This window comes from Bacillus sp. B2-WWTP-C-10-Post-4 (assembly GCF_009183805.1).
Classification (GTDB): domain Bacteria; phylum Bacillota; class Bacilli; order Bacillales; family Bacillaceae_G; genus Bacillus_A; species Bacillus_A cereus.
In genome coordinates this window covers 153254-176452 of record NZ_WEII01000003.1, presented here as the reverse complement: position 1 = coordinate 176452, position 23199 = coordinate 153254, and the positions used below count along the sequence as shown (strand labels likewise).

Genomic DNA, 23199 nt, shown 5'->3' with positions numbered 1-23199 from the left:
GTACATAACTAGTCATATTATTTGTATTTCTCGCCACGTAGTGACATAATATGTATTTACATACGATACATTTATCGTGTACATACGAAGGCAAGAGGTTAGCACTTTGTAAGGGGTGTGAAAATATGTTTAAATTTAATGATGAAAAAGGGCAATTAAAATGTTCTTTCTGTGGTAAAACACAAACGCAAGTTCGAAAGTTAGTGGCAGGTCCAGGTGTTTACATTTGTGACGAGTGTATCGAACTTTGTACTGAAATTGTACAAGAGGAGCTTGCGAAGGACGAAGAAGTAGAATTCAAAGATGTACCGAAACCGGTAGAAATTCGTGAAATCTTAGATGAGTATGTCATCGGGCAAGATAGCGCGAAAAAAGCACTAGCGGTAGCGGTATATAACCATTACAAACGCATTAATTCTAACAGCAAAATTGATGATGTAGAATTAGCGAAGAGTAATATCGCACTTATCGGGCCAACAGGTAGTGGTAAAACATTACTTGCACAAACGTTAGCGCGTATTCTAAATGTTCCATTTGCAATCGCGGACGCAACATCTTTAACAGAAGCTGGATATGTTGGTGAAGATGTAGAAAATATCTTACTAAAATTAATTCAAGCAGCTGATTATGATGTAGAGAAAGCGGAAAAAGGAATCATTTATATTGATGAGATTGATAAAGTGGCACGTAAGTCCGAAAATCCATCAATTACACGTGATGTATCTGGTGAAGGTGTGCAACAGGCACTTCTAAAAATTTTAGAAGGTACTGTAGCAAGCGTTCCACCTCAAGGTGGTCGTAAGCATCCGCACCAAGAGTTTATTCAAATTGATACAACGAACATCTTATTCATTTGTGGTGGAGCGTTTGATGGCATTGAGCCGATTATTAAACGTCGCCTTGGTGAAAAAGTAATTGGATTTGGTTCTGAGAAGAAAAATGCTGATGTAAATGAGAAGCATGTTTTATCTCACGTATTACCAGAGGATCTTTTAAGATTTGGTTTAATTCCAGAGTTTATCGGTCGTCTTCCAGTTATTGCGAACCTAGAGCCACTTGATGAAGATGCTCTTGTTGATATTTTAACGAAACCGAAAAATGCACTTGTTAAGCAATTCCAAAAACTATTGGAGCTTGACGATGTTGAGTTAGAGTTTGAAGAAGGTGCACTAATCGAAATTGCGAAAAAAGCAATTGAACGTAAAACGGGTGCTCGTGGACTTCGTTCTATTATTGAAGGCTTAATGCTTGATGTAATGTTCGAACTTCCATCTCGTAAAGATATCGAGAAGTGTATTCTTACAAAAGAAACAGTAGCTGATAATGAGCCGCCAAAATTGGTGTTACAAGACGGTACTGTACTTGATACAAAAACATCTGCATAATGCGAAAGGGAAACAGCAATTTTTATAATTGCTGTTTTTCTTTATGTTTAGCTACGTTCCTCCGCGGAAATACTAAGAGATAAAATATTGCGGGAGGAAATAAATAATGAGCTGGACAAATATATTTTTAGTTGTTCAACTTGTTTTTGGTGTAATTGTCGGATTGTATTTCTGGCATTTACTTCGAAATCAACGAACACAAAAAGTTTCAATTGATCGAGAATCGAAAAAAGAATTAGAACAACTTCGTAAAATGCGTGAGATTTCTTTAACAGAGCCGCTAGCAGAAAAGGTGCGTCCTACAACCTTTTTAGATATTGTAGGGCAAGAGGACGGGATTAAGTCGTTAAAAGCGGCTCTTTGTGGTCCGAATCCGCAACATGTAATCATATATGGCCCACCAGGTGTTGGGAAAACAGCGGCAGCACGTCTTGTATTAGAAGAAGCGAAACGAAATCCTAAATCTCCATTTCGTACGAATGCAACATTTATTGAACTTGATGCGACAACAGCTCGGTTTGATGAACGTGGTATCGCAGACCCTTTAATTGGTTCGGTGCATGATCCGATTTATCAAGGTGCTGGGGCGATGGGGCAAGCAGGTATTCCGCAACCGAAAAAAGGGGCTGTAACAGATGCACATGGTGGTATTTTGTTTATTGATGAGATTGGCGAGCTCCATCCGATTCAAATGAACAAAATGTTAAAGGTGTTAGAAGATCGAAAAGTATTTTTAGAAAGTGCGTACTATAGTGAAGAAAATACAATGATCCCAACATATATACATGATATTTTCCAAAAAGGCTTACCGGCAGATTTTCGCTTAGTTGGAGCAACGACACGTTCGCCAGAGGAAATTCCTCCTGCTATTCGGTCACGTTGCTTAGAAGTATTTTTCCGTGAATTAGATACGGAAGAAATTCAAAAAGTAGCGAAAAATGCCGCGGAAAAAGTGGAAATGCAAATAGGTGAAAATGGTATTGAGATGATTGGGATGTATGCAAGGAATGGACGAGAAGCGATTAATCTCGTGCAAATCTCTGCGGGTATGGCGATAAATGAAGAACGTTCTTTCATTAAGGATGAAGATATAGAGTGGGTTGTTCACTCAAGTCAGCTTACACCGAAATATGAAAAGCGCATTTATCCGATTCCAAGGATTGGTCTTGTAAATGGTCTTGCTGTATACGGACCAAATACAGGTGCGTTATTAGAAATTGAAGTAACAGCAATTCCGGCGAAAGATAAAGGATCGGTAAATGTTACCGGAATTGTGGAAGAAGAAAGTATTGGTAGTCAAACGAAATCGATTCGTCGTAAAAGTATGGCGAAAGGCTCTGTTGATAATGTATTAACAGTACTTCGTTCTTTAGATGTGTTGCCAGAAGGATACGATATACATATTAACTTTCCAGGGGGTATCCCAATTGATGGCCCTTCTGCAGGAATCGCTATGGCAACAGGTGTATATTCTGCGGTGCACCGCACGTATGTAAATAATGAAGTAGCGATGACAGGTGAAATAAGTATACACGGAGAAGTAAAGCCTATTGGTGGCGTATACGCAAAAATAAAAGCTGCGAAAAAAGCGGGAGCTAAGAAAGTCATTATTCCTGCTGAAAATATGCAACCATTTTTGTATACGATCAAGGGAATTGAAATTATTCCTGTTCGTAAGTTAAAAGAAGTATTTGAGTTAACGTTTATGCAAGAAAATATGCATAGAGAGCTAGATGTACATACTCACGTAGACGAAACAGATGCACAATCTATGTAAAAATAAACAATAATAAAATTTGCCAGACTTCGTTTAAGTTTGTATGCTTAATCGGAGTCTTTTTCTTTTCGTGAGGTAGAAAAACAAGCTATTTACAATTGCGCGGAATCTCAGCAATTGCATCTAGGTGTATTGTAATATAAAATAGTTGAACAGGAGTTTAATTTATTATGGAGGTGCTATGTCTAGTATGAATACGAACGAAAGAATCGTGCCCCTCCTACCATTAAGAGGCGTTCTCGTATATCCAACGATGGTTTTGCATCTTGATGTAGGACGTGATAAATCGATACAAGCACTAGAGCAGGCGGCAATGGATGAAAATATCATCTTTTTAGCAATGCAAAAAGAAATGAATATTGATGATCCGAAAGAAGATGACATATATAGTGTAGGTACAGTGGCGAAAGTGAAGCAAATGTTAAAATTGCCGAACGGTACGCTTCGTGTCCTTGTGGAAGGTTTACATAGAGCAGAAGTAATAGAGTTTATCGAAGAAGAAAATGTAGTACAAGTTTCTATTAAAACGGTAACTGAAGAAGTAGAAGATGATTTAGAAGAGAAAGCTTTTATGCGTACGTTACTGGAGCATTTCGAACAATATATTAAAGTTTCGAAAAAAGTTTCAAATGAAACTTTTGCAACGGTAGCTGATGTGGAAGAACCAGGGAGATTAGCTGATTTAATTGCTTCTCACTTGCCGATTAAAACGAAGCAGAAACAAGAGATTTTAGAGATTGTATCTGTAAAAGAACGATTACAAACACTTATTTCAATTATTCAAGATGAACAAGAGTTACTTAGCCTAGAAAAGAAAATTGGGCAAAAAGTGAAACGTTCCATGGAGCGCACGCAAAAAGAATATTTCTTACGTGAGCAAATGAAGGCGATTCAAACTGAACTTGGCGACAAAGAAGGCAAGGGCGGAGAAGTAGAAGAACTTCGTGAGAAAATTGAACAGTCAGGAATGCCGGAAGAAACAATGAAGGCTGCCCTGAAAGAATTAGATCGTTATGAAAAGTTACCAGCAAGTTCTGCGGAGAGTGGTGTTATTCGCAATTATATTGATTGGTTATTAGCGCTTCCGTGGACAGAGGCAACAGAAGATATAATTGACCTTGCTCATTCGGAAGAGATTTTAAATAACGATCATTACGGTCTTGAAAAAGTGAAAGAGCGTGTACTTGAATATTTAGCTGTACAGAAGTTAACGAATTCATTAAAAGGACCTATCCTTTGTTTAGTAGGCCCTCCTGGGGTCGGCAAAACTTCGTTAGCGCGTTCAATTGCAACATCATTAAATCGTAACTTCGTCCGTGTATCTCTTGGTGGTGTGCGTGATGAATCTGAAATTCGTGGTCACCGTCGTACATATGTTGGAGCAATGCCAGGACGCATTGTTCAAGGTATGAAAAAGGCGAAAACAGTTAATCCAGTCTTCTTATTAGATGAGATTGATAAAATGTCTAACGATTTCCGTGGAGATCCATCAGCGGCATTACTTGAAGTATTAGATCCGGAACAAAACCATAACTTCAGTGATCATTACATTGAAGAACCATATGATCTATCAAAAGTTATGTTTGTAGCAACTGCTAATACACTTTCAAGTATTCCGGGTCCATTACTTGACCGTATGGAAATCATTTCGATTGCTGGCTATACAGAACTTGAAAAAGTACACATTGCTCGTGAGCATTTGTTGCCGAAACAATTAAAAGAACATGGCTTACGAAAAGGTAATTTACAAGTGCGTGATGAAGCGCTTCTTGAGATTATTCGTTATTATACACGTGAGGCTGGTGTTCGTACGCTAGAGCGCCAAATTGCAAAAGTTTGCCGTAAAGTAGCGAAGATTATCGTTACAGCAGAACGTAAACGTATCGTTGTGACAGAGAAAAAGATTGTTGATTTACTTGGTAAACACATATTCCGTTATGGGCAAGCTGAAAAAACAGACCAAGTTGGTATGGCAACAGGTCTAGCTTACACAGCAGCAGGCGGCGATACACTTGCCATTGAAGTTTCTGTAGCGCCAGGAAAAGGGAAACTAATTTTAACAGGGAAACTTGGGGATGTTATGAAAGAATCAGCACAAGCTGCGTTTAGTTATATACGTTCTCGTGCAGAAGAGCTTCAGATCGATCCGAATTTCCATGAGAAAAATGATATTCATATTCACGTTCCAGAAGGAGCAGTTCCAAAAGACGGACCGTCAGCAGGTATTACGATGGCAACGGCACTTATTTCTGCGCTAACAGGTATTCCTGTAAGTAAAGAAGTGGGTATGACAGGTGAAATTACACTTCGTGGTCGTGTATTACCAATTGGTGGTTTAAAAGAAAAAACATTAAGTGCTCACCGCGCAGGCTTAACAAAAATTATTTTGCCAGCAGAAAACGAGAAAGATTTAGATGATATTCCAGAGAGCGTAAAAGAAAACCTTACGTTTGTGCTTGCATCTCATTTAGATGAAGTATTGGAGCACGCATTAGTAGGAGTGAAACAATGAAAGTAACAAAAGCAGATATTGTAATTAGTGCTGTTAAACCAGAACAATATCCAGACAGTGATTTACCAGAAATTGCATTAGCAGGTCGTTCAAATGTGGGGAAGTCTTCCTTTATTAATAAAATTTTAAATCGTAAAAAGTTAGTGCGTATTTCTTCTAAACCAGGAAAAACGCAAACGCTGAACTTTTTCTTAATCAATGAGATGATGCACTTTGTTGACGTTCCAGGTTATGGATATGCAAAAGTATCTAAATCGGAGCGCGCTGCATGGGGGAAAATGATTGAAACGTACTTTACAACTCGTGAGCAATTAGACGCAGCTGTATTAGTAGTTGATTTACGTCACCAACCAACAAGTGATGACGTGATGATGTATGATTTCTTAAAGCATTATGAAATCCCAACAATTATTATTGCGACGAAAGCCGATAAAATTCCGAAAGGGAAATGGCAAAAGCATTTAAAAGTTGTAAAAGAAACGCTTGCTGTTGAAATTGGCGATGAAATTGTTCTATTCTCTTCTGAAACAGGACTTGGAAAAGAAGAAGCGTGGAAAGCAATTCATAAATTTACAAAAACAAAAAACGCGTGACGAATGTCGCGCGTTTTTGTTTTGCTAAATTTTTTAGCGTACGTTTAATGTAACTTCAATATTTCCTCGTGTTGCTTTCGAATAAGGACATACACCGTGAGCCGCTTCTACAAGTTCTTGTGCTTCGCTATGTGAAACGCCAGCCACATGTACATCAAGTACAGCAGATAGACCGAAACCACCATCTGTATCTTTTCCGATAGAAACGTGAGCAGTTACTTCTGTACTTTCTACTTTCGCACGTTTTGTACGAATGACAAGTTGTAATGCACTATCGAAACAAGCTGCATAACCAGCTGCAAATAGTTGTTCTGGATTTGTTGCTTCTCCGCCTGCACCACCTAGTGCTTTCGGCATTTTTACATCAAGATTTAATATGCCATCATCTGAAACTACTTTCCCATTTCTTCCACCTGTTGCTGTTACTGAAGCAGTATATAATTTATCCATATTTATTCCCCTTTTCCATCATTAATTGTTTTCATTGTGTCAATTAGTTTATTTAGTTGAATTAATAAAGAGCGATATTCTTGCTCTGTAATTCCTAAGTTTGTAGCCATCGTTGTCGGTAATGAACAAGCCTTTTCCTTTAAATCTTTGCCTTGTTCTGTTAATTCAATACAAACTTTTCGCTCGTCTTCTTTGGAACGAACACGTTTTACAAGTTTTAATGATTCCATGCGTTTTAACATAGGTGTTAACGTACCAGAATCTAAAAATAGACGTTCTCCAATTTCTTTTACTGTTAGTCCATCTTGCTCCCATAGTACGAGTAAAGTAATGTACTGGGGATACGTAATACCCATTTCTTCTAAATAAGGTCGATAAAAACGAGTAACCTCTCTAGAGCAGGCGTAAATAGAAAAACAAAGTTGGTTATCTAGATGCAAAGAGTCCTCTGTCATAAATAACTCCCTTCTAATTAAGTTGTGCACAATTTAATTTTGTAAAACCAATATAACGAAAAAGAAATACAATGTCAAATACATTGTATTGAGAAAGTCTTTGTTGCATTTTGGAACAATCATACATATTTTCCTTCATGATGAAAGAAGATAGGGAAGATGATGTTATAATTTATATGGAATAGTTTCCATCACTTGATTATGAGGGCTTTTTTTGGTAACGTACAAATAGAGTTATTAATTTATAATCATTATAAAGTAGAAGTTTTTTTATTAGTGTTACTGAATCTCCTTTATTACATACGGAGAATAATTAAAAAATAATCGGTTGTTCACACGATTGTCAGATTCATAAGAGGAAAGTTGTATTATGATAGTAGATAAAGTGATAAAACGGGTGAAGGGGGACATGCTGCGTGCATATTCTTGTTGTTAGTGTAAATTATCGAACAGCCCCTGTAGAATTTCGTGAGAAACTCACATTTCAGGCAGCAGAACTAGAGCGAGCGATGACTACATTACAAAATCAAAAGAGCGTGTTAGAGAATGTCATTGTATCAACTTGTAATCGCACTGAGATTTATGCTGTTGTCGATCAATTACACACGGGACGGTATTATATTAAGAAGTTTTTAGCTGATTGGTTTCAGCTTGAAATAGAAGAAGTCGCGCCATATTTAACTATTTTTGAACAAGATGGTGCAATAGATCATTTATTCCGCGTAACGTGCGGTTTAGATTCTATGGTAGTCGGAGAAACGCAGATTTTAGGTCAAATAAAAGATAGCTTTTTAGAAGCGCAACAAGTTAAAGCAACAGGCACAATTTTTAATGAATTGTTTAAGCAAGTCATTACATTAGCAAAACGTGCCCACTCAGAAACAACAATCGGGGAAAGTGCGATGTCTGTTAGTTATGCTGCTGTTGAGCTTGGAAAGAAAATATTTGGCGAGTTAACAGATTGTCATGTGCTTATTCTTGGTGCTGGTAAAATGGGCGAACTTGCACTGCAAAACTTATATGGAAGTGGTGCTCGTAAAGTAACAGTTATGAATAGGACGCTTTCGAAAGCAGAAGTAATGGCTGAGAAATATATGGGACATGCAAAATCATTAAGCGAATTACAATGTGCATTATTAGAAGCAGATATTTTAATTAGTTCAACTGGTGCATCGGAGTATGTCATTACGAAAGAGATGATGACAAAGGTAGAGAAAATGCGCTCTGGTCGCCCTTTGTTTATGGTTGACATTGCAGTGCCACGTGATATTGATCCAGCGATTGATGAGCTAGAAGGTTCTTTCTTGTATGATATTGATGATTTACAAGGAGTAGTGGAGGCAAACCGTGCTGAGCGTTTGAAAGAAGCAGAGAAAATTCAATTTATGATTGAAGAGGAAATTGTTCTATTTAAAACGTGGTTAAGTACACTTGGTGTTGTTCCATTAATATCAGCTCTTCGTGATAAGGCACTTGCAATTCAAAGTGAAACGATGGTAAGCCTAGAGCGAAAAATACCAAACCTTAGTGATCGTGAGAAAAAAGTCATTAGTAAGCATACGAAAAGTATTATTAATCAATTATTAAAAGACCCAATTTTAGTAGCGAAAGAAATAGCTGCTGAAGAGGGAGCGAGCGAAAAATTAGCGTTATTTGCGAAGATTTTCGATTTAGAAACGGAAGACGTAGAGAGTTGTGCGGAAGAAGTAGAACATAAAAAAGTGTGGACACCATCCGTTCCATCTTTATAATTTGGAAGGATGATCGGATGAGTTTTTTAAATAACAGTATTATTTATCATATTGCAATTATTTTATATGCTTGTAGCATTAGTTTATATTTTATAGATTATTTCCAAAGTAACCGAAAGGCGAACCGATTTGCTTTTTGGTTACTTGCGATTGTATGGGTCCTGCAGTCTATTTTTATGTTGCTTAGGGCTACAGATTCAGAAACGAATCCAATTTTAACTTTATTATCAGGGATTTATTTTTATGTTTGGTTATTGATTACGATGTCGTTAGTCATTAATCGATTTATGAGAATCGACTTTTTAGTCTTTTTTACAAATGTTGTTGCATTTGGCGTAAGCGCTTTTTCTATTTTTACACCGCTCGGAAAGATGTCGCCAGTACTTGCGGAACAATTAGTTTCAGAACTTGTATACGTGCATGTCGGTATGGCAATTATTTCTTACGCAACGTTTACTGTATCGTTTATTTTTTCTATTATGTACTTATTACAATATCGCCTATTAAAAAAGAAAAAATGGAATGCGAGATTAAGAAGGTTAGGGAATTTACCGAAGCTAGAATCTATGTCTTACGGATTAAATTTATTTTCTGTTCCATTTTTCTTACTAGCAATTTTATTAGGATGTATATGGGGATATACAAAATTGGATAATTTCCATTGGTATGATACGAAAGTAATCGGATCTTTTGTTGTTCTATTTGTGTATTGCACAGGTTTATATTTACGAGCGGCAGATGTGTTGCAAGGTAAGAAAATTGTACAGTGGAATATCGGATCGTTTCTCGTAATGCTAGTAAACATTTTTCTATTAAGCAGTTTATCCAATTTCCACTTTTGGTATTTATAATGAGGAGAGAGAATTATGCGCAAAATTATTGTAGGATCACGAAAGAGTAAACTAGCATTAACGCAAACAAACTGGTTTATTGATCAGTTAAAAGCCCTAGGTCTACCATATGAATTTGAAGTGAAAGAAATTGTCACAAAAGGTGATGTTATTTTAGATGTTACTCTTTCAAAAGTAGGCGGCAAAGGCTTGTTTGTAAAAGAGATTGAACACGCGCTACTTACGAAAGAAATCGATATGGCTGTACATAGTATGAAAGATATGCCAGCCGTACTTCCAGAAGGTTTAATGATTGGTTGTACACCAAAGCGTGTTGACCCTCGTGATGCTTTTATCTCAAAAAATGGAGCATCGTTTAAAGAGTTAGCGGAAGGTGCTATTTTAGGTACGAGTAGTTTAAGACGTAGTGCACAGCTACTCGCTGCGAGACCAGATTTACAAGTTAAGTGGATTCGCGGGAATATCGATACACGTTTACGTAAATTAAAAGAAGAAGATTACGATGCGATTATTTTAGCGACAGCTGGATTACAAAGAATGGGCTGGGATGATGAAGTTATTACAGAACATTTAGATGAAACGTTATGTGTACCTGCTGTAGGACAAGGTGCATTAGCGATTGAGTGTCGTGAGGATGATAAGGATTTATTGCAATTGTTAGCGCATATTAATGATACGATAACAGAAAGAACAGTGGCAGCGGAGCGAGTATTTCTTCATAAACTTGAAGGTGGATGCCAAGTTCCAATTGCTGGATATGCAACTCTTACAGAGAACGATGCAATCGAATTAACAGCTCTTGTCGGCTCTATGGATGGCTCTGTTTTATTAAAAGAGACAGTAGTGGGTACTAATCCTGAGGAAGTAGGATTAGAGGCCGCGGACCGTTTAATTAAGCAAGGCGCCCAAGAACTCATTCTTGCTGCAAATAAGGAGCAACAATAAATATGAACGCTCTCGCTGGAAAAACGGTATTGATTACACGTGCCCAGCATCAAGCGAAACAAATGAGTGTAGCAGTGAAAGAAAAGAGCGGAATTCCATTGGAAATTCCGCTTTTGCGTATGGAAGGTATGTCTCATAGGCAAATTCAACATATTGAAGAGCAGCTACATTCATACGACTGGGTTATTTTTACGAGCAGAAATGGTGTAGCTTTTTTTCTAGATAGTTTAAAAAAGAAACTACCACTAACCATTAAAATCGCTGCGGTAGGTGTGAAAACAAAATTAGAGTTAGAAAAAAGGGGCTATCAAGTTCATTTTGTTCCGACTTCATTTGTTGCAGAAGCATTTGCAGAAGAGTTTCTAAAAGAATTAAGTGGAAATGAACGTATTTTATTTCCGAAAGGGAATTTAGCAAGAGAGGTAATTCCGGTTGCACTTCGGGAAATTGGTGTTTCTCTAGATGAGCTAACCGTATACGGTACGAAAGTGAATATAGAAAAAAAGCAAGAGCTTATAGCGGCATTGAAGTTAGGGAAAGTAGACATTATTACATTTACGAGCCCTTCAACTGTTACTAGTTTTGTTCGTTTACTTGAGGGTACAAACTGGAGAGAATGGACAAAAAAATGTACAATTGCTTGTATAGGACCTATTACGGAAAAAGAGGCAAGTCTTTATTTTCCGTCTGTTATTGTGCCGAAAGAGTACACTGTAGAAGCATTACTACAATGTGTTTGTGAATCTATAAAATGAAAGAATGGGGATAGAAATCTATGAACTCTTTACAATTTAATCGTCATCGTCGTTTAAGACAAAGCGGGGGCATGCGTGCGCTTGTGCGTGAAACGTTTTTACATACGGAAGATTTTATTTACCCTATTTTTGTATTAGAAGGTGAAAATGTTCGTAATGAAGTTCCTTCTATGCCAGGCGTATATCAAATGTCTTTAGATTTATTGCAAGCTGAAATGCAAGAAGTTGTTGATTTAGGTATTCGTTCTGTTATTGTATTTGGTTTACCTGCTGAAAAGGATGAAGTTGGATCATCAGCATATTGTGATCATGGAATTGTACAACGTGCTATTCAGCAAATTAAAGGTGATTTCCCTGAGCTAGTAGTAGTTGCAGACACATGTTTATGTCAATTTACAAGCCATGGTCATTGCGGTGTAATTGAAGATGGTATTATTTTAAATGACGAGTCTCTTGAAGTTCTTGCGAAAACAGCTGTAAGTCAAGCGAAAGCAGGAGCGGACATTATTGCGCCATCAAACATGATGGACGGCTTTGTAACAGCAATTCGCCATGCATTAGACGAAAATGGTTTTGGACACGTGCCAGTTATGTCGTACGCTGTGAAATATTCATCAGCATTTTATGGACCATTCCGTGATGCTGCGCACGGTGCACCGCAATTTGGTGACCGTAAAACATATCAAATGGATCCGGCAAACCGTATGGAAGCATTCCGTGAAGCAGAATCAGATGTAATGGAAGGTGCAGATTTCTTAATCGTAAAACCAGCTCTTTCTTACTTAGATATCGTTCGTGATGTGAAAAATAACTTTAATTTACCAGTTGTCGCTTATAATGTAAGTGGTGAATATTCGATGATTAAAGCGGCAGCGCAAAATGGTTGGATTAATGAAAAAGAAGTTGTTCTTGAAAAATTAATTAGTATGAAACGTGCAGGAGCAGATTTAATTATTACGTATCATGCAAAAGATGCAGCAAGATGGTTACAAGAAGGAGGCGCTAAATAATGAAAAAGTTTGATAAGTCAATTGCAGCGTTTGAAGAGGCGCAAGACTTAATGCCTGGTGGCGTAAATAGCCCGGTTCGTGCCTTTAAGTCTGTTGGGATGAATCCGTTGTTTATGGAGCGTGGAAAAGGCTCTAAAGTATATGATATCGATGGGAATGAATACATCGACTACGTATTATCATGGGGTCCTTTAATTCATGGTCATGCAAATGATCGTGTTGTAGAAGCGTTAAAATCTGTTGCTGAAAGAGGTACAAGCTTCGGTGCACCAACAGAAATTGAAAATAAATTAGCAAAACTTGTTATTGAGCGCGTGCCATCAATTGAGATTGTGCGTATGGTTAACTCTGGAACGGAAGCGACAATGAGTGCACTACGTTTAGCTCGTGGTTATACAGGTCGTAATAAAATCTTGAAATTTATCGGTTGTTACCACGGTCATGGTGATTCGTTATTAATTAAAGCTGGTTCTGGTGTGGCGACTTTAGGTTTACCAGATAGTCCTGGTGTACCAGAAGGTGTAGCGAAAAATACGATTACAGTAGCTTATAACGATTTAGAAAGCGTAAAATACGCGTTTGAACAATTCAGTGATGATATTGCTTGTGTAATTGTAGAACCAGTAGCAGGAAATATGGGGGTTGTTCCTCCGCAGCCTGGATTTTTAGAAGGTCTTCGTGAAGTAACAGAACAAAACGGTGCATTGCTTATTTTTGATGAAGTAATGACAGGGTTCCGAGTAGCTTATAATTGTGGCCAAGGTTATTATGGCGTAACGCCTGATTTAACATGCTTAGGTAAAGTAATCGGTGGTGGTTTACCGGTAGGAGCATACGGTGGTAAAGCGGAAATTATGCGCCAAGTTGCGCCAAGCGGACCGATTTACCAAGCTGGTACTTTATCAGGTAACCCACTTGCAATGGCGGCAGGTTATGAAACGTTAGTACAGTTAACGCCAGAATCATATGTAGAATTTGAGTGTAAAGCTGAAATGTTAGAAGCTGGATTACGTAAAGCAGCTGAAAAACATGGCATTCCGCACCATATTAACCGTGCAGGCTCTATGATTGGTATTTTCTTTACAGATGAACCCGTTATTAATTACGATGCAGCAAAATCTTCAAACTTAGAATTCTTTGCGGCTTACTATCGTGAAATGGTAGAACAAGGTGTATTCTTACCGCCATCTCAATTCGAAGGTTTATTCTTATCGACAGCACATAGTGATGCAGATATTGAAGCGACGATTGCAGCAGCTGAAATTGCAATGTCAAAATTAAAAGCGTAATGTATTAGAGAAAATCGCTCTCCATAAGGGGAGCGATTTTTTTTATTCATAAAGTAAGCTTTCTGCACATAAATCTGTAATGACATATAGTTTGGGAGGGGGAAAAGAAGTGGCTGCAGATCATTCATTACGATTTTCATTAAAAGAATCTGTGTGGTTCCAAAAAGGACAGGAAGTCGAAGAACTTTTGTCAATTTCGTTAGATCCAGACGTTGAGATAGAAGAGCTTGATCATGAAGTAATCGTGAGAGGACAATTAGATTTAACCGGAGAGTATGTTGCACGAAAAGATGATTCGGCGTATTCATTAAGAGAACTATCGCCAGCAAAGTCAATTGATTATGTAGAAACAAGAGAAGATGGGGTTAATGAACTTGTTCATTCCTTTCCACTTGAAATATCAATTCCGAGAAATCGAGTGAAAGTAATTGAAGAGCTATATGTATCAATCGAGGAATTTGATTATGAATTAAAGGAAAATGGTTGCTTACAATTATTAGCGGATATATCTATTACCGGTTTGTGTGATGAAGAGAGAGGCGAGGATGAAGTTGAAGAGGAAGAAACGGTGTATGCTGAGTTAGAAGAAGATTCAGCGCAAGAGGATGAAAATAGACCGGCGCCGCATGTAGAAGAACCAGCATATAAGGAATCAGATGAGTGGGAAGATTACGCATTTGAACCGTTCCAATTAGAGGAAAGAAAAGAGCAGGAATTAGAAGAAGAGAAAATAGAAGAACATGAATTTGTGGAACGTGAAGAGGAGCAAGAAACAACGCCGCAATTTGAACTGTTCGGACGAAAAGATTTCAAGAAAGAAAAAGCGAAAAAGCAGGAAGAACAAGAAGAAGAGTACTCACAGCGAGATGAAAATGCGCTTTATTTAACAAAACTATTTACGAAAGAACCGGAAGAAGAATTTACAAAGTTAAGAATGTATTTCGTGCAAGAAGGGGATACAATTGAATCTATTGCAGACCGTTATGAAACGTCTGTACAAAATTTATACCGTGTCAATCAAACAGAAGATATATTTTTAAATACGGGGCAAATTATTTATATTCCCGTTTCAAGGGTAAAGACGAAATAAGGAAGTGAGTGTTTTCACTCACTTCCTTTCTTAGAGGCTATGTTTTGAATAGAAAGGGTTATTCGTATGGATATTGAGTTGCGAAATCACTATGAACCTATTGTGAGGCAATATAGATTGGATACGCAGCATATGGAAGAGCACGGAAATGTAATGAAAATTTATACGAATCAAGGTCCATATGCACTCAAGAAAATAGAAGGCAGAAAGTTAGAGCGGAATAACTTTCTGCATCATATTCAATATTTGAAGGAGAAAGGTTTTTCAAATTATGTACCTATATATCATGCGACGGATGGAAGTTATATTTTAAGTGACGGGACGTATAATTATTATTTAATGCCTTGGTTAGAACGTGCAGAAGGAAACGGTGAGGACAATGATCAATACCATAAAATGTTTCAGACACTTGGAACGTTGCATCAAAAAACTGTGAAGGAAGAAACGTATACGGAAGAAGATTTAGAAAAACATTATACAAGTATATCCGATCGTTGGGAAAATGATGGTGAGATGTTAGAAGAGTTTCTCGTAGAATCTGAATCAAAATGGTATATGTCCCCGTTTGAATTGCAATATTGTACGTACTATCATCATGTAATGAGAGCGCGTGAATTTGCAACGAAGCAATTAAATGAGTGGAACGATGCGATGAAAGAAAAAGAGAAAACGCGTATTACTTTTGTGCATGGTAATGTGTCACTTAATCATTTTTTATTTGACTATGAGCGGAATGGCTATTTTATTAGTTTAGAAAAATCGAAGTTTGCAACGCCTGTGCAAGATATAGTAGGTTTTTATTCACGGTCTTTAAACACATATCCAATCGCAAGAAGTGATCGGTTTGAATGGTTTCAAATGTATCAAAAAAATTTCCCTTTTACGAAAGAAGAGCAACTACTTATGTTTGCGTATATGACGTATCCATCGCAATTTATTCGGCAAATCCAGTCCTATAAGAAAAGAAGAGATAATCGCAACGAGGAAAATGAACTGCGCGGAGTAAAGAGTTTGCAACAATCGCATTGGCTCGTTAGCAATATAGAATATTTCCTGTCACAATTACAAGCTGCCCAGCAAGGGAACGGATAAAGTAAAGGCATTCCCCGCTGATGATTAGCCTTCACCAATTGGGCGTTTACGGGCACCAGGGCTCCCATCTAACTTCTTTGCTTCAGTTGAGTTTTGAGGTGGAGGTCTTACTGCCCGCAAATAGCGGGGGAAAGAAGATAAGTAGAGGATTCTACTTATCTTCTTTTTTTTGCACGAAAAGCTGTAGTTTTAAATTTATCTTGACGAATAAGGTTTCGTTTTTTACACTATTGTATATAATAATTAACAATCATATAAATGCCTTGAAGGGGAAGAGTATAACATGAAACGTCTTCAGAGAGGAGAATCATTAGCTGGGAGATTCTCTAGATAGTTATGTTAGAAGGTAGCCCTGGAGCATCTTTTCTGAACGGAATAGTTCTTATTAGGAAAAGACGGATTTGTCCGTTATCAAATTAAGAGTATAAGCAAATTATGAATTTGTTTGTAAATAAAGGTGGTACCGCGATGTCCCTCGTCCTTTTTGGATGAGGGACATTTTTTATTTTAAGGAGGGAAAATAATGTCAAACACGGAAAAGAATTTACCAACTAAATATGATCATATGTCCGTTGAAGAAGGCCTTTATCAATGGTGGCTTGAAGGCAAATATTTTGAAGCAACAGGAGACGAGAAGAAACAGCCATATACAATTGTAATTCCACCTCCGAACGTAACTGGTAAGTTACACTTAGGTCATGCTTGGGATACAACTCTTCAAGATATTTTAACTCGTACGAAGCGTATGCAAGGATACGATGTGCTATGGCTTCCAGGAATGGACCATGCTGGTATCGCAACACAAGCGAAAGTAGAAGGAAAACTTCGTGAAGAAGGTATTTCACGTTACGATCTTGGCCGTGAAAAATTCCTTGAAAAAGCTTGGGAGTGGAAAGAAGAATACGCTTCTCACATTCGTCAACAATGGGGAAAAGTTGGTTTAGGACTAGACTATTCTCGTGAACGCTTCACATTAGACAAAGGTTTATCAGATGCGGTTAATAAAGTATTCGTTCAATTATACGAAAAAGGCTTAATTTACCGTGGTGAATATATCATCAACTGGGATCCAGCAACACGCACAGCTCTTTCTGATATTGAAGTAATTCATAAAGAAGTTCAAGGTGCATTCTACCATATGAACTATCCGTTAACAGATGGTTCTGGTCACATTCGTCTTGCGACAACTCGTCCAGAAACGATGCTTGGTGATACAGCAGTAGCAGTTCATCCCGAAGACGATCGTTACAAACATTTAATCGGAAAAACAGTTACACTTCCAATCGTAGGCCGTGAGATTCCGATTATTGCTGATGAGTACGTAGAAAAAGATTTCGGAACGGGCGTTGTAAAAATTACACCAGCTCATGACCCGAATGACTTTGAAGTAGGTAACCGTCATGACTTACCACGCATTTTAGTAATGAACGAAGATGGAACAATGAACGAAAAAGCTGGTAAGTATAACGGTATGGATCGTTTCGAATGCCGTAAAGAATTAGTGAAAGACTTACAAGAAGCTGGCGTATTAGTAGAAATCGAGCCACATATGCATTCAGTAGGTCATAGTGAGCGTAGCGGTGCAGTTGTTGAGCCTTATTTATCAACACAATGGTTCGTAAAAATGGCTCCACTTGCTGAAAAAGCAGTAGCGCTTCAACAAAAAGAAGAAGAAAAAGTAACGTTCGTACCAGAGCGTTTTGAAAACACATATTTACGCTGGATGGAAAATATTCATGACTGGTGTATTTCTCGTCAATTATGGTGGGGACACCGTATTCCAGCTTGGTACCATAAAGAAACTGGTGAAGTATACGTAGGTACAGAAGCACCAGCAGATATTGAAAACTGGAATCAAGATAATGACGTACTTGATACATGGTTCAGTTCAGCGTTATGGCCATTTTCAACACTTGGTTGGCCAAATGAAGATTCAGCAGACTTCAAACGTTACTATTCAACAGATGCACTAGTAACGGGTTATGATATCATCTTCTTCTGGGTATCTCGTATGATTTTCCAAGGTTTAGAGTTTACAGGAGAGCGTCCATTTAAAGATGTATTAATTCACGGTTTAGTTCGTGATGAGCAAGGTCGTAAAATGAGTAAATCTCTTGGTAACGGTATTGATCCAATGGATGTTATCGAGAAGTACGGTGCAGATGCAATGCGTTTCTTCTTATCAACAGGAAGTGCACCAGGTCAAGATTTACGTTTCAGCATGGAAAAAGTAGAATCTACTTGGAACTTCATTAATAAAATTTGGAACGCATCACGTTTCGTATTAATGAACATGGATGATATGAAGTATGAAGAAATCGATTTAACTGGTGAAAAATCAGTAGCAGATAAGTGGATCTTAACTCGCTTAAACGAAACAATCGAAAGCGTAACACGTAACATGGATAAATATGAGTTCGGTGAAGCTGGTCGTTCATTATACAACTTCATTTGGGACGATTTCTGTGATTGGTATATTGAAATGGCGAAACTTCCACTATACGGTGAAGATGAAGCAGCTAAGAAAACAACTCGTTCTATTTTAGCTTACGTATTAGATCGAACAATGCGTCTATTACACCCATTCATGCCATTCGTAACAGAGAAAATTTGGCAACATTTACCGCATGAAGGCGAGTCTATTACAGTAGCTGCGTGGCCAACAGTTCGCGAAGATTTACAAGATACGGAAGCTGCGGCAGAAATGCACCTTCTAGTTGATATCATTCGCTCTGTTCGTAACATCCGTGCAGAAGTAAATACGCCAATGAGCAAAAAAGTTCAAATGCAAATTAAAGCAAAAGATGAGGCTGTACTTGCTCAACTTACGAAAAACAGCTCTTACATTGAGCGTTTCTGTAACCCAAGCGAATTAACAATTCAAACGGACTTACAAGCGCCAGAAAAAGCAATGACTGCAATCGTATCAGGTGCAGAGTTATTCTTACCGTTAGCTGATCTTATCAATCTTGATGAAGAGAGAGCTCGTCTTGAGAAAGAACTTGAGAAGTTCGATAAAGAAGTAGAACGTGTACAGAAGAAACTTTCTAACCAAGGTTTCGTAGCGAAAGCTCCTGCAGCGGTTATTGAAGGAGAGCGTGCGAAAGAGCAAGATTACCTAGAAAAACGCGAAGCAGTTCGTCAACGTCTAGCAGATCTTGAAAAGTAAAAATGTTTTTAGAGACTCACTATATTGGTGAGTCTCTTTTCTTTGCGTATAATAGAACTATGAAAGTTGTCTTTTGAAAGGGGAAAAATATACGTGATACATACATACGAAGAAGCGATAGGGTGGATCCATAGCCGATTGAAATTTGGAATTAAGCCAGGATTAGAAAGAATGAGATGGATGTTAGAAGAACTTGGAAATCCAGAGCGTCATATAAAATGTGTTCATCTTGCTGGTACAAATGGAAAAGGTTCAACGTTAACATATATGCGTTACATGTTAGAAGGCGCGAAATATAAGGTAGGAACGTTTACCTCTCCTTACATCGAATCATTTAATGAACGCATTAGTGTGAATGGAACACCAATTGCAGACGAAGAGATTACTGAACTTGTAAAGATGGTAAAACCAGTCGTTGAAAAACTAGATGAAACGGATTTAGGGGAAGCGACAGAGTTTGAAATTATTACTGTTATGGCGATTTGCTATTTCGGTAAAGTCAATTTCTGTGATGTTGTTTTATTTGAAACAGGGCTTGGTGGACGTTTTGACTCTACCAATGTTATACACCCTGTCCTCACGATTATTACGAATATCGGTCACGATCATATGCATATTTTAGGAAATACACTAGGGGAAATTGCATATGAAAAGGCGGGGATTATTAAGTCTGGCGTGCCGGTAATTACTGGTGTACAAGATGAAGAAGCTTTGCAAGTCATTCAAAATGTTGCAAAGGAAAACCATGCAAACTTATACGAACTTAGCAAGCATTTTACAGCGTTACATAAACAGTCTAATGAAGATGGGGAACAGTTTGATTTTACTTGTCCTTTTTCCGCATTTGAAGATTTGCAAATCTCAATGAAAGGCATTCATCAAGTAGGAAATGCAGCGTTAGCACTTATGGCAGTAATGTATGTAAAAACATATTTATCATTTTTAATTGAAGAAGAGGAAATAAGAACGGGATTACTGGAAGCATATTGGATTGGGCGCTTTGAAAAGTTGCAAAGTAACCCGGATATTATTATAGATGGTGCTCATAATCCAGAAGGTATCGAAAGCCTTGTGAAAACAGTAGAAGCGCATTACAAAGATAAAAATGTAATAGTGTTATTTACTGCCCTTGGTGATAAACAATTACATAACATGGTAGGCCAATTAGAAACCATTGCAGATGAAATTATTTTTACAACATTCGCCTTTGATCGTGCTATTTCTGCTGATAAGCTTGCATCATATTCACAGAAAGAATCAAAATTAGTTTTTGAAAATTGGAAAGAGGCAATTGATACAAAAGTTGAAATGATAGCAGAAAATGATGTTTTTATCATAACGGGTTCTCTTTATTTCATTTCTGAAGTACTAAAATATATTCGCGAGAAAAACTAGATAGTCTTTGCTATCTAGTTTTTTTGTTCTACAAATGAAGTCAAATGCATACATATAAGATAAATATATAGGGTTATTTGGCGAATTCCTCTGACAAATATCTCGTTTTTTTATGAAATGAATATGATATGATGCGGACAACGATAAGAGGTGAGGTGTGAGTGTATGGACAAGCAATCACGAACGATCTCAGTGAAAGTGAATGGAACAGAAGCGAAGTATGAGGAAAAAAAGAAAGATGAATTTGAATGGATGGTAGTAGAAAGTGAACGACCGAAAAATGTTGTTCCGTTTCAAAAAGCGAAATCAATGTCTGTGGAAAAATACCGAAAGAAGTGGAGTAATACATTAATTCTAATCGTTGCAACTGCAATCATTATCGGTACGGCGTTTGGAATGGGGATGCTTCATTTACTTACTGGACAAGGAACGACAGGAGGAAGTGAAGTGACAGCTTCAAGGCCGACTGGAAATGGAGAATCAAAGGTGGGTGGAACGGCAGAACAAACACCAGCACCGAAAGAAGAAAAACAAAAAGCACAGACAGGAACGTCATTGGATCCGATGAAATTATTTTTTGTTCAAGGGGGGCTTTATTCTTCTGAAGAAAAGGGACAGGCAGCTCTTGAAGAATGGAAAGGCAATGGGGGCATTGGTGCTTTGAGACCGAGCGGTGATAAGTATGCAATAGTTGTTGGTATTGCTAGCGATGAACAGTCTATAAATCAATTAATGACTAAGTATAAAAATGATGGTGTCTCCGTTTTAAAAAAGAGCTGGGATATAACAGATAAAGCATTGCTGAAAGATGATAAAGAAGTAGGGACATTTTTAACAAAAGTGCAGCCATTATACACTCATTTAGCAAAATATGCTTCTAGCGTACAAGTTGGTGGAAAAAGCAGCCCAAAAGATATAGAAGCAATTGAAAAAGAATGGAAAAAGGTTGAAAAAGAAGGGGAAAGTATGAAACGAGAAGAAGCAAAGAAACTGTATATGTATACGTCGGTAGCTGTACAAACAGTAAAAGATGGAAAGGTGGATAAGGAATCTTTGGCGAAATTAAATCAAGTTATTATTGATGGTTTACTCTCGTATGAAAAAATTGTTTCGTAGAAAGTGAAATGATAGGATAATAAAATGAGTAAGAAAGAAGTACATGTACTTCTTTCTTTTCTTTTGAATTTAGAGCAAAGTGCTTTCTCTATGACGGGAATATAATCGTATGCAATAAAGAAGTTTTATTTTAGTTAGAGAAATTAATATTTCTTTCATTTGTGGGCAAACTATTCCTTTGATACGATTAATATAAATTGTTCTGCTTCATGTGAGAAAGGAAGGAGAAAATATGAGAAAAATAATTTTAGCTTCAGGATCACCTCGGAGGAAGGAATTACTTGAGTTAGCTAGTGTGCCATTTGAAATCGTTGTAAGTGAAGTAGAGGAAACAATTGGTGCATATTCATCGCCTTCTGATATTGTAATGTCACTTGCCTTGCAAAAAGCATCAGCGGTGGCAGAAAATAATAGTGATCACATTGTGTTAGGTGCGGATACAATTGTTACATATGAGTCGCGTATTCTTGGTAAGCCTTCTAATGAGGATGAGGCGAAAGAGATGTTACAATTACTATCAGGGAAAACACATGAAGTGTATACAGGTGTTGCGATTATAGCAAAAGAAAAAACGGTTACTTTTTATGAGCGTACAGAAGTTACATTTTGGGAGTTAACAGAAGAGGAAATTGATACATACGTCGCGTCGAAAGAACCTCTTGATAAAGCCGGTAGTTATGGGATTCAAGGTAAAGGATCTATTTTCGTTCAAAATATTCAAGGGGACTACTATAGTGTAGTTGGCTTACCAATTGCACGTCTCGTTCGGGAATTAAAACAATTTGATATTGATGTAACCCATGCGTAAAATTGCATGGGGTTTTCTTTGAGAGAACAAATAAAGGGGTGGAGAGATGAACGGTATTCGTGATGTTGTAAGAGAAGAACAGCCACGGGAGCGTTTATTGTTAGAAGGTGCTGGAAGTTTATCAAATCGAGAGCTTCTCGCAGTGTTACTCAGAACAGGTTCTAAAGAAGAAACAGTTTTAAAGTTGTCAGATAAAATTTTACACCAATTTGATGGCTTACGTATGTTGAAAGATGCAACATTAGAAGAGCTAATTAGTATACATGGTATTGGGATTTCAAAGGCATCGCAACTTATGGCAGCCTTTGAACTAGGCAGAAGAATGGTACGTTTAGAATATCAAAATAGATATAGTATTCGAAGTCCAGAAGATTGTGCGAAATACATGATGGAAGAAATGCGTTTTTTACAACAAGAGCATTTTGTTTGTTTATATTTAAATACAAAAAATCAAGTTATACATAGGCAAACGATCTTTATTGGAAGCTTAAACACGTCAATTGTACACCCGAGGGAAGTTTTTAAAGAAGCCTTCCGTCGTGCAGCAGCCTCTATCATATGTCTTCATAACCATCCCTCAGGAGATCCCACGCCGAGCCGTGAAGATATTGAAGTAACCAAACGCTTAGTAGAATGCGGCCAGATTATCGGAATTGAAGTGCTTGATCATATTATAATAGGTGACCATAAATTCGTGAGTTTAAAGGAAAAAGGTCATATTTAAGACTATGCTTTTTACTTATTTTGTTTTATAAT

The 23199-nt window shown here is 37.5% G+C and carries 19 protein-coding genes and 1 other annotated feature; of the genes, 17 read left to right on the top strand and 2 right to left on the bottom strand.

The window, feature by feature from the left end; genetic code table 11:
- Positions 1-125 precede the first annotated feature (125 nt).
- From clpX to ysxC, 4 genes are all read left to right on the top strand, one after another.
- The gene (clpX, locus tag GBN78_RS03565) at positions 126-1385 is read left to right on the top strand and encodes an ATP-dependent protease ATP-binding subunit ClpX (protein WP_000472289.1); all 1260 of its coding nucleotides are present in this window, start codon (positions 126-128) and stop codon (positions 1383-1385) included.
- 106 nt (positions 1386-1491) lie between these two features.
- Positions 1492-3162 (top strand): ATP-dependent protease LonB, encoded by a 1671-nt coding sequence (lonB, locus tag GBN78_RS03560; protein ID WP_000119179.1) that lies wholly within the window; start codon positions 1492-1494, stop codon positions 3160-3162.
- 181 nt (positions 3163-3343) lie between these two features.
- Complete coding sequence (lon, locus tag GBN78_RS03555) at positions 3344-5674, top strand: endopeptidase La (RefSeq protein WP_000097286.1); 2331 nt, start codon at positions 3344-3346, stop codon at positions 5672-5674.
- Positions 5671-6267 carry a ribosome biogenesis GTP-binding protein YsxC gene (gene ysxC, locus GBN78_RS03550; RefSeq protein ID WP_000869116.1) on the top strand — a complete coding sequence of 199 codons (597 nt, stop codon included), beginning with the start codon at positions 5671-5673 and terminating at the stop codon, positions 6265-6267. Before lon ends, ysxC begins: the two co-directional genes overlap by 4 nt.
- A 33-nt stretch (positions 6268-6300) precedes the next feature.
- Here the strand turns inward: ysxC and GBN78_RS03545 are convergent, their stop codons facing one another.
- Together GBN78_RS03545 and GBN78_RS03540 are read right to left on the bottom strand one after the other, a co-directional pair.
- Complete coding sequence (locus tag GBN78_RS03545) at positions 6301-6717, bottom strand: organic hydroperoxide resistance protein (RefSeq protein WP_152126951.1); 417 nt, start codon at positions 6715-6717, stop codon at positions 6301-6303.
- A gap of 2 nt (positions 6718-6719) precedes the next feature.
- Positions 6720-7172 carry a MarR family winged helix-turn-helix transcriptional regulator gene (locus GBN78_RS03540; RefSeq protein WP_000133916.1) on the bottom strand — a complete coding sequence of 151 codons (453 nt, stop codon included), beginning with the start codon at positions 7170-7172 and terminating at the stop codon, positions 6720-6722.
- Positions 7173-7588: 416 nt separating this feature from the next.
- Here GBN78_RS03540 and hemA point away from each other — a divergent pair, with 416 nt between their 5' ends.
- The 13 genes from hemA (at position 7589) to radC (ending at position 23167) form a co-directional block, all read left to right on the top strand.
- Positions 7589-8923 (top strand): glutamyl-tRNA reductase, encoded by a 1335-nt coding sequence (hemA, locus tag GBN78_RS03535; RefSeq protein ID WP_000547867.1) that lies wholly within the window; start codon positions 7589-7591, stop codon positions 8921-8923.
- A gap of 17 nt (positions 8924-8940) precedes the next feature.
- On the top strand, positions 8941-9774 hold the full coding sequence (locus GBN78_RS03530; RefSeq protein WP_000008991.1) for a cytochrome c biogenesis protein: 834 nt from the start codon (positions 8941-8943) through the stop codon (positions 9772-9774).
- Between the two features lie 15 nt (positions 9775-9789).
- A complete protein-coding gene (hemC, locus tag GBN78_RS03525; RefSeq protein WP_001226402.1) occupies positions 9790-10719 on the top strand; it encodes a hydroxymethylbilane synthase in 930 nt (309 codons plus the stop codon).
- Between the two features lie 2 nt (positions 10720-10721).
- A complete protein-coding gene (gene hemD, locus GBN78_RS03520; RefSeq protein WP_000992348.1) occupies positions 10722-11474 on the top strand; it encodes a uroporphyrinogen-III synthase in 753 nt (250 codons plus the stop codon).
- 20 nt (positions 11475-11494) lie between these two features.
- On the top strand, positions 11495-12484 hold the full coding sequence (hemB, locus tag GBN78_RS03515) for a porphobilinogen synthase (RefSeq protein ID WP_152126949.1): 990 nt from the start codon (positions 11495-11497) through the stop codon (positions 12482-12484).
- On the top strand, positions 12484-13773 hold the full coding sequence (hemL, locus tag GBN78_RS03510) for a glutamate-1-semialdehyde 2,1-aminomutase (protein ID WP_128267124.1): 1290 nt from the start codon (positions 12484-12486) through the stop codon (positions 13771-13773). The genes hemB and hemL overlap by 1 nt, the downstream gene beginning before the upstream one ends.
- Before the next feature lie 79 nt (positions 13774-13852).
- On the top strand, positions 13853-14863 hold the full coding sequence (gene spoVID, locus GBN78_RS03505; protein WP_128267123.1) for a stage VI sporulation protein D: 1011 nt from the start codon (positions 13853-13855) through the stop codon (positions 14861-14863).
- Between the two features lie 66 nt (positions 14864-14929).
- Positions 14930-15955, top strand: a complete 1026-nt coding sequence (ysxE, locus tag GBN78_RS03500) for a spore coat protein YsxE (protein ID WP_000350658.1) — start codon at positions 14930-14932, stop codon at positions 15953-15955.
- Positions 15956-16209: 254 nt separating this feature from the next.
- Positions 16210-16441, top strand: a binding site (T-box leader).
- Between the two features lie 37 nt (positions 16442-16478).
- A complete protein-coding gene (locus GBN78_RS03495) occupies positions 16479-19124 on the top strand; it encodes a valine--tRNA ligase (protein WP_152126946.1) in 2646 nt (881 codons plus the stop codon).
- A 93-nt stretch (positions 19125-19217) separates the two neighbouring features.
- Entirely contained in the window at positions 19218-20519 is a 1302-nt protein-coding gene (locus tag GBN78_RS03490; RefSeq protein WP_128267122.1) for a bifunctional folylpolyglutamate synthase/dihydrofolate synthase, read from the top strand.
- Positions 20520-20684: 165 nt separating this feature from the next.
- A complete protein-coding gene (locus GBN78_RS03485; RefSeq protein ID WP_152126944.1) occupies positions 20685-21635 on the top strand; it encodes a stage II sporulation protein B in 951 nt (316 codons plus the stop codon).
- Positions 21636-21867: 232 nt separating this feature from the next.
- A complete protein-coding gene (locus GBN78_RS03480) occupies positions 21868-22443 on the top strand; it encodes a Maf family protein (RefSeq protein ID WP_001226291.1) in 576 nt (191 codons plus the stop codon).
- Between the two features lie 46 nt (positions 22444-22489).
- Complete coding sequence (gene radC, locus GBN78_RS03475; protein ID WP_001013391.1) at positions 22490-23167, top strand: DNA repair protein RadC; 678 nt, start codon at positions 22490-22492, stop codon at positions 23165-23167.
- Positions 23168-23199 lie beyond the last annotated feature (32 nt).

Excerpts from the sequence above, each read along its gene's own strand:
- GBN78_RS03480 (WP_001226291.1), top strand. The coding sequence starts at position 21,868 with ATGAGAAAAATAATTTTAGCTTCAGGATCACCTCGGAGGAAGGAATTA.
- hemB (WP_152126949.1), top strand. The coding sequence starts at position 11,495 with ATGAACTCTTTACAATTTAATCGTCATCGTCGTTTAAGACAAAGCGGG.
- lon (WP_000097286.1), top strand. The coding sequence starts at position 3,344 with ATGTCTAGTATGAATACGAACGAAAGAATCGTGCCCCTCCTACCATTA.
- lonB (WP_000119179.1), top strand. The coding sequence starts at position 1,492 with ATGAGCTGGACAAATATATTTTTAGTTGTTCAACTTGTTTTTGGTGTA.
- ysxC (WP_000869116.1), top strand. The coding sequence starts at position 5,671 with ATGAAAGTAACAAAAGCAGATATTGTAATTAGTGCTGTTAAACCAGAA.
- hemC (WP_001226402.1), top strand. The coding sequence starts at position 9,790 with ATGCGCAAAATTATTGTAGGATCACGAAAGAGTAAACTAGCATTAACG.
- GBN78_RS03540 (WP_000133916.1), bottom strand. The coding sequence starts at position 7,172 with ATGACAGAGGACTCTTTGCATCTAGATAACCAACTTTGTTTTTCTATT.
- radC (WP_001013391.1), top strand. The coding sequence starts at position 22,490 with ATGAACGGTATTCGTGATGTTGTAAGAGAAGAACAGCCACGGGAGCGT.
- ysxE (WP_000350658.1), top strand. The coding sequence starts at position 14,930 with ATGGATATTGAGTTGCGAAATCACTATGAACCTATTGTGAGGCAATAT.
- GBN78_RS03530 (WP_000008991.1), top strand. The coding sequence starts at position 8,941 with ATGAGTTTTTTAAATAACAGTATTATTTATCATATTGCAATTATTTTA.
- clpX (WP_000472289.1), top strand. The coding sequence starts at position 126 with ATGTTTAAATTTAATGATGAAAAAGGGCAATTAAAATGTTCTTTCTGT.
- hemL (WP_128267124.1), top strand. The coding sequence starts at position 12,484 with ATGAAAAAGTTTGATAAGTCAATTGCAGCGTTTGAAGAGGCGCAAGAC.
- hemD (WP_000992348.1), top strand. The coding sequence starts at position 10,722 with ATGAACGCTCTCGCTGGAAAAACGGTATTGATTACACGTGCCCAGCAT.
- spoVID (WP_128267123.1), top strand. The coding sequence starts at position 13,853 with ATGACATATAGTTTGGGAGGGGGAAAAGAAGTGGCTGCAGATCATTCA.
- GBN78_RS03495 (WP_152126946.1), top strand. The coding sequence starts at position 16,479 with ATGTCAAACACGGAAAAGAATTTACCAACTAAATATGATCATATGTCC.
- GBN78_RS03545 (WP_152126951.1), bottom strand. The coding sequence starts at position 6,717 with ATGGATAAATTATATACTGCTTCAGTAACAGCAACAGGTGGAAGAAAT.
- GBN78_RS03485 (WP_152126944.1), top strand. The coding sequence starts at position 20,685 with ATGGACAAGCAATCACGAACGATCTCAGTGAAAGTGAATGGAACAGAA.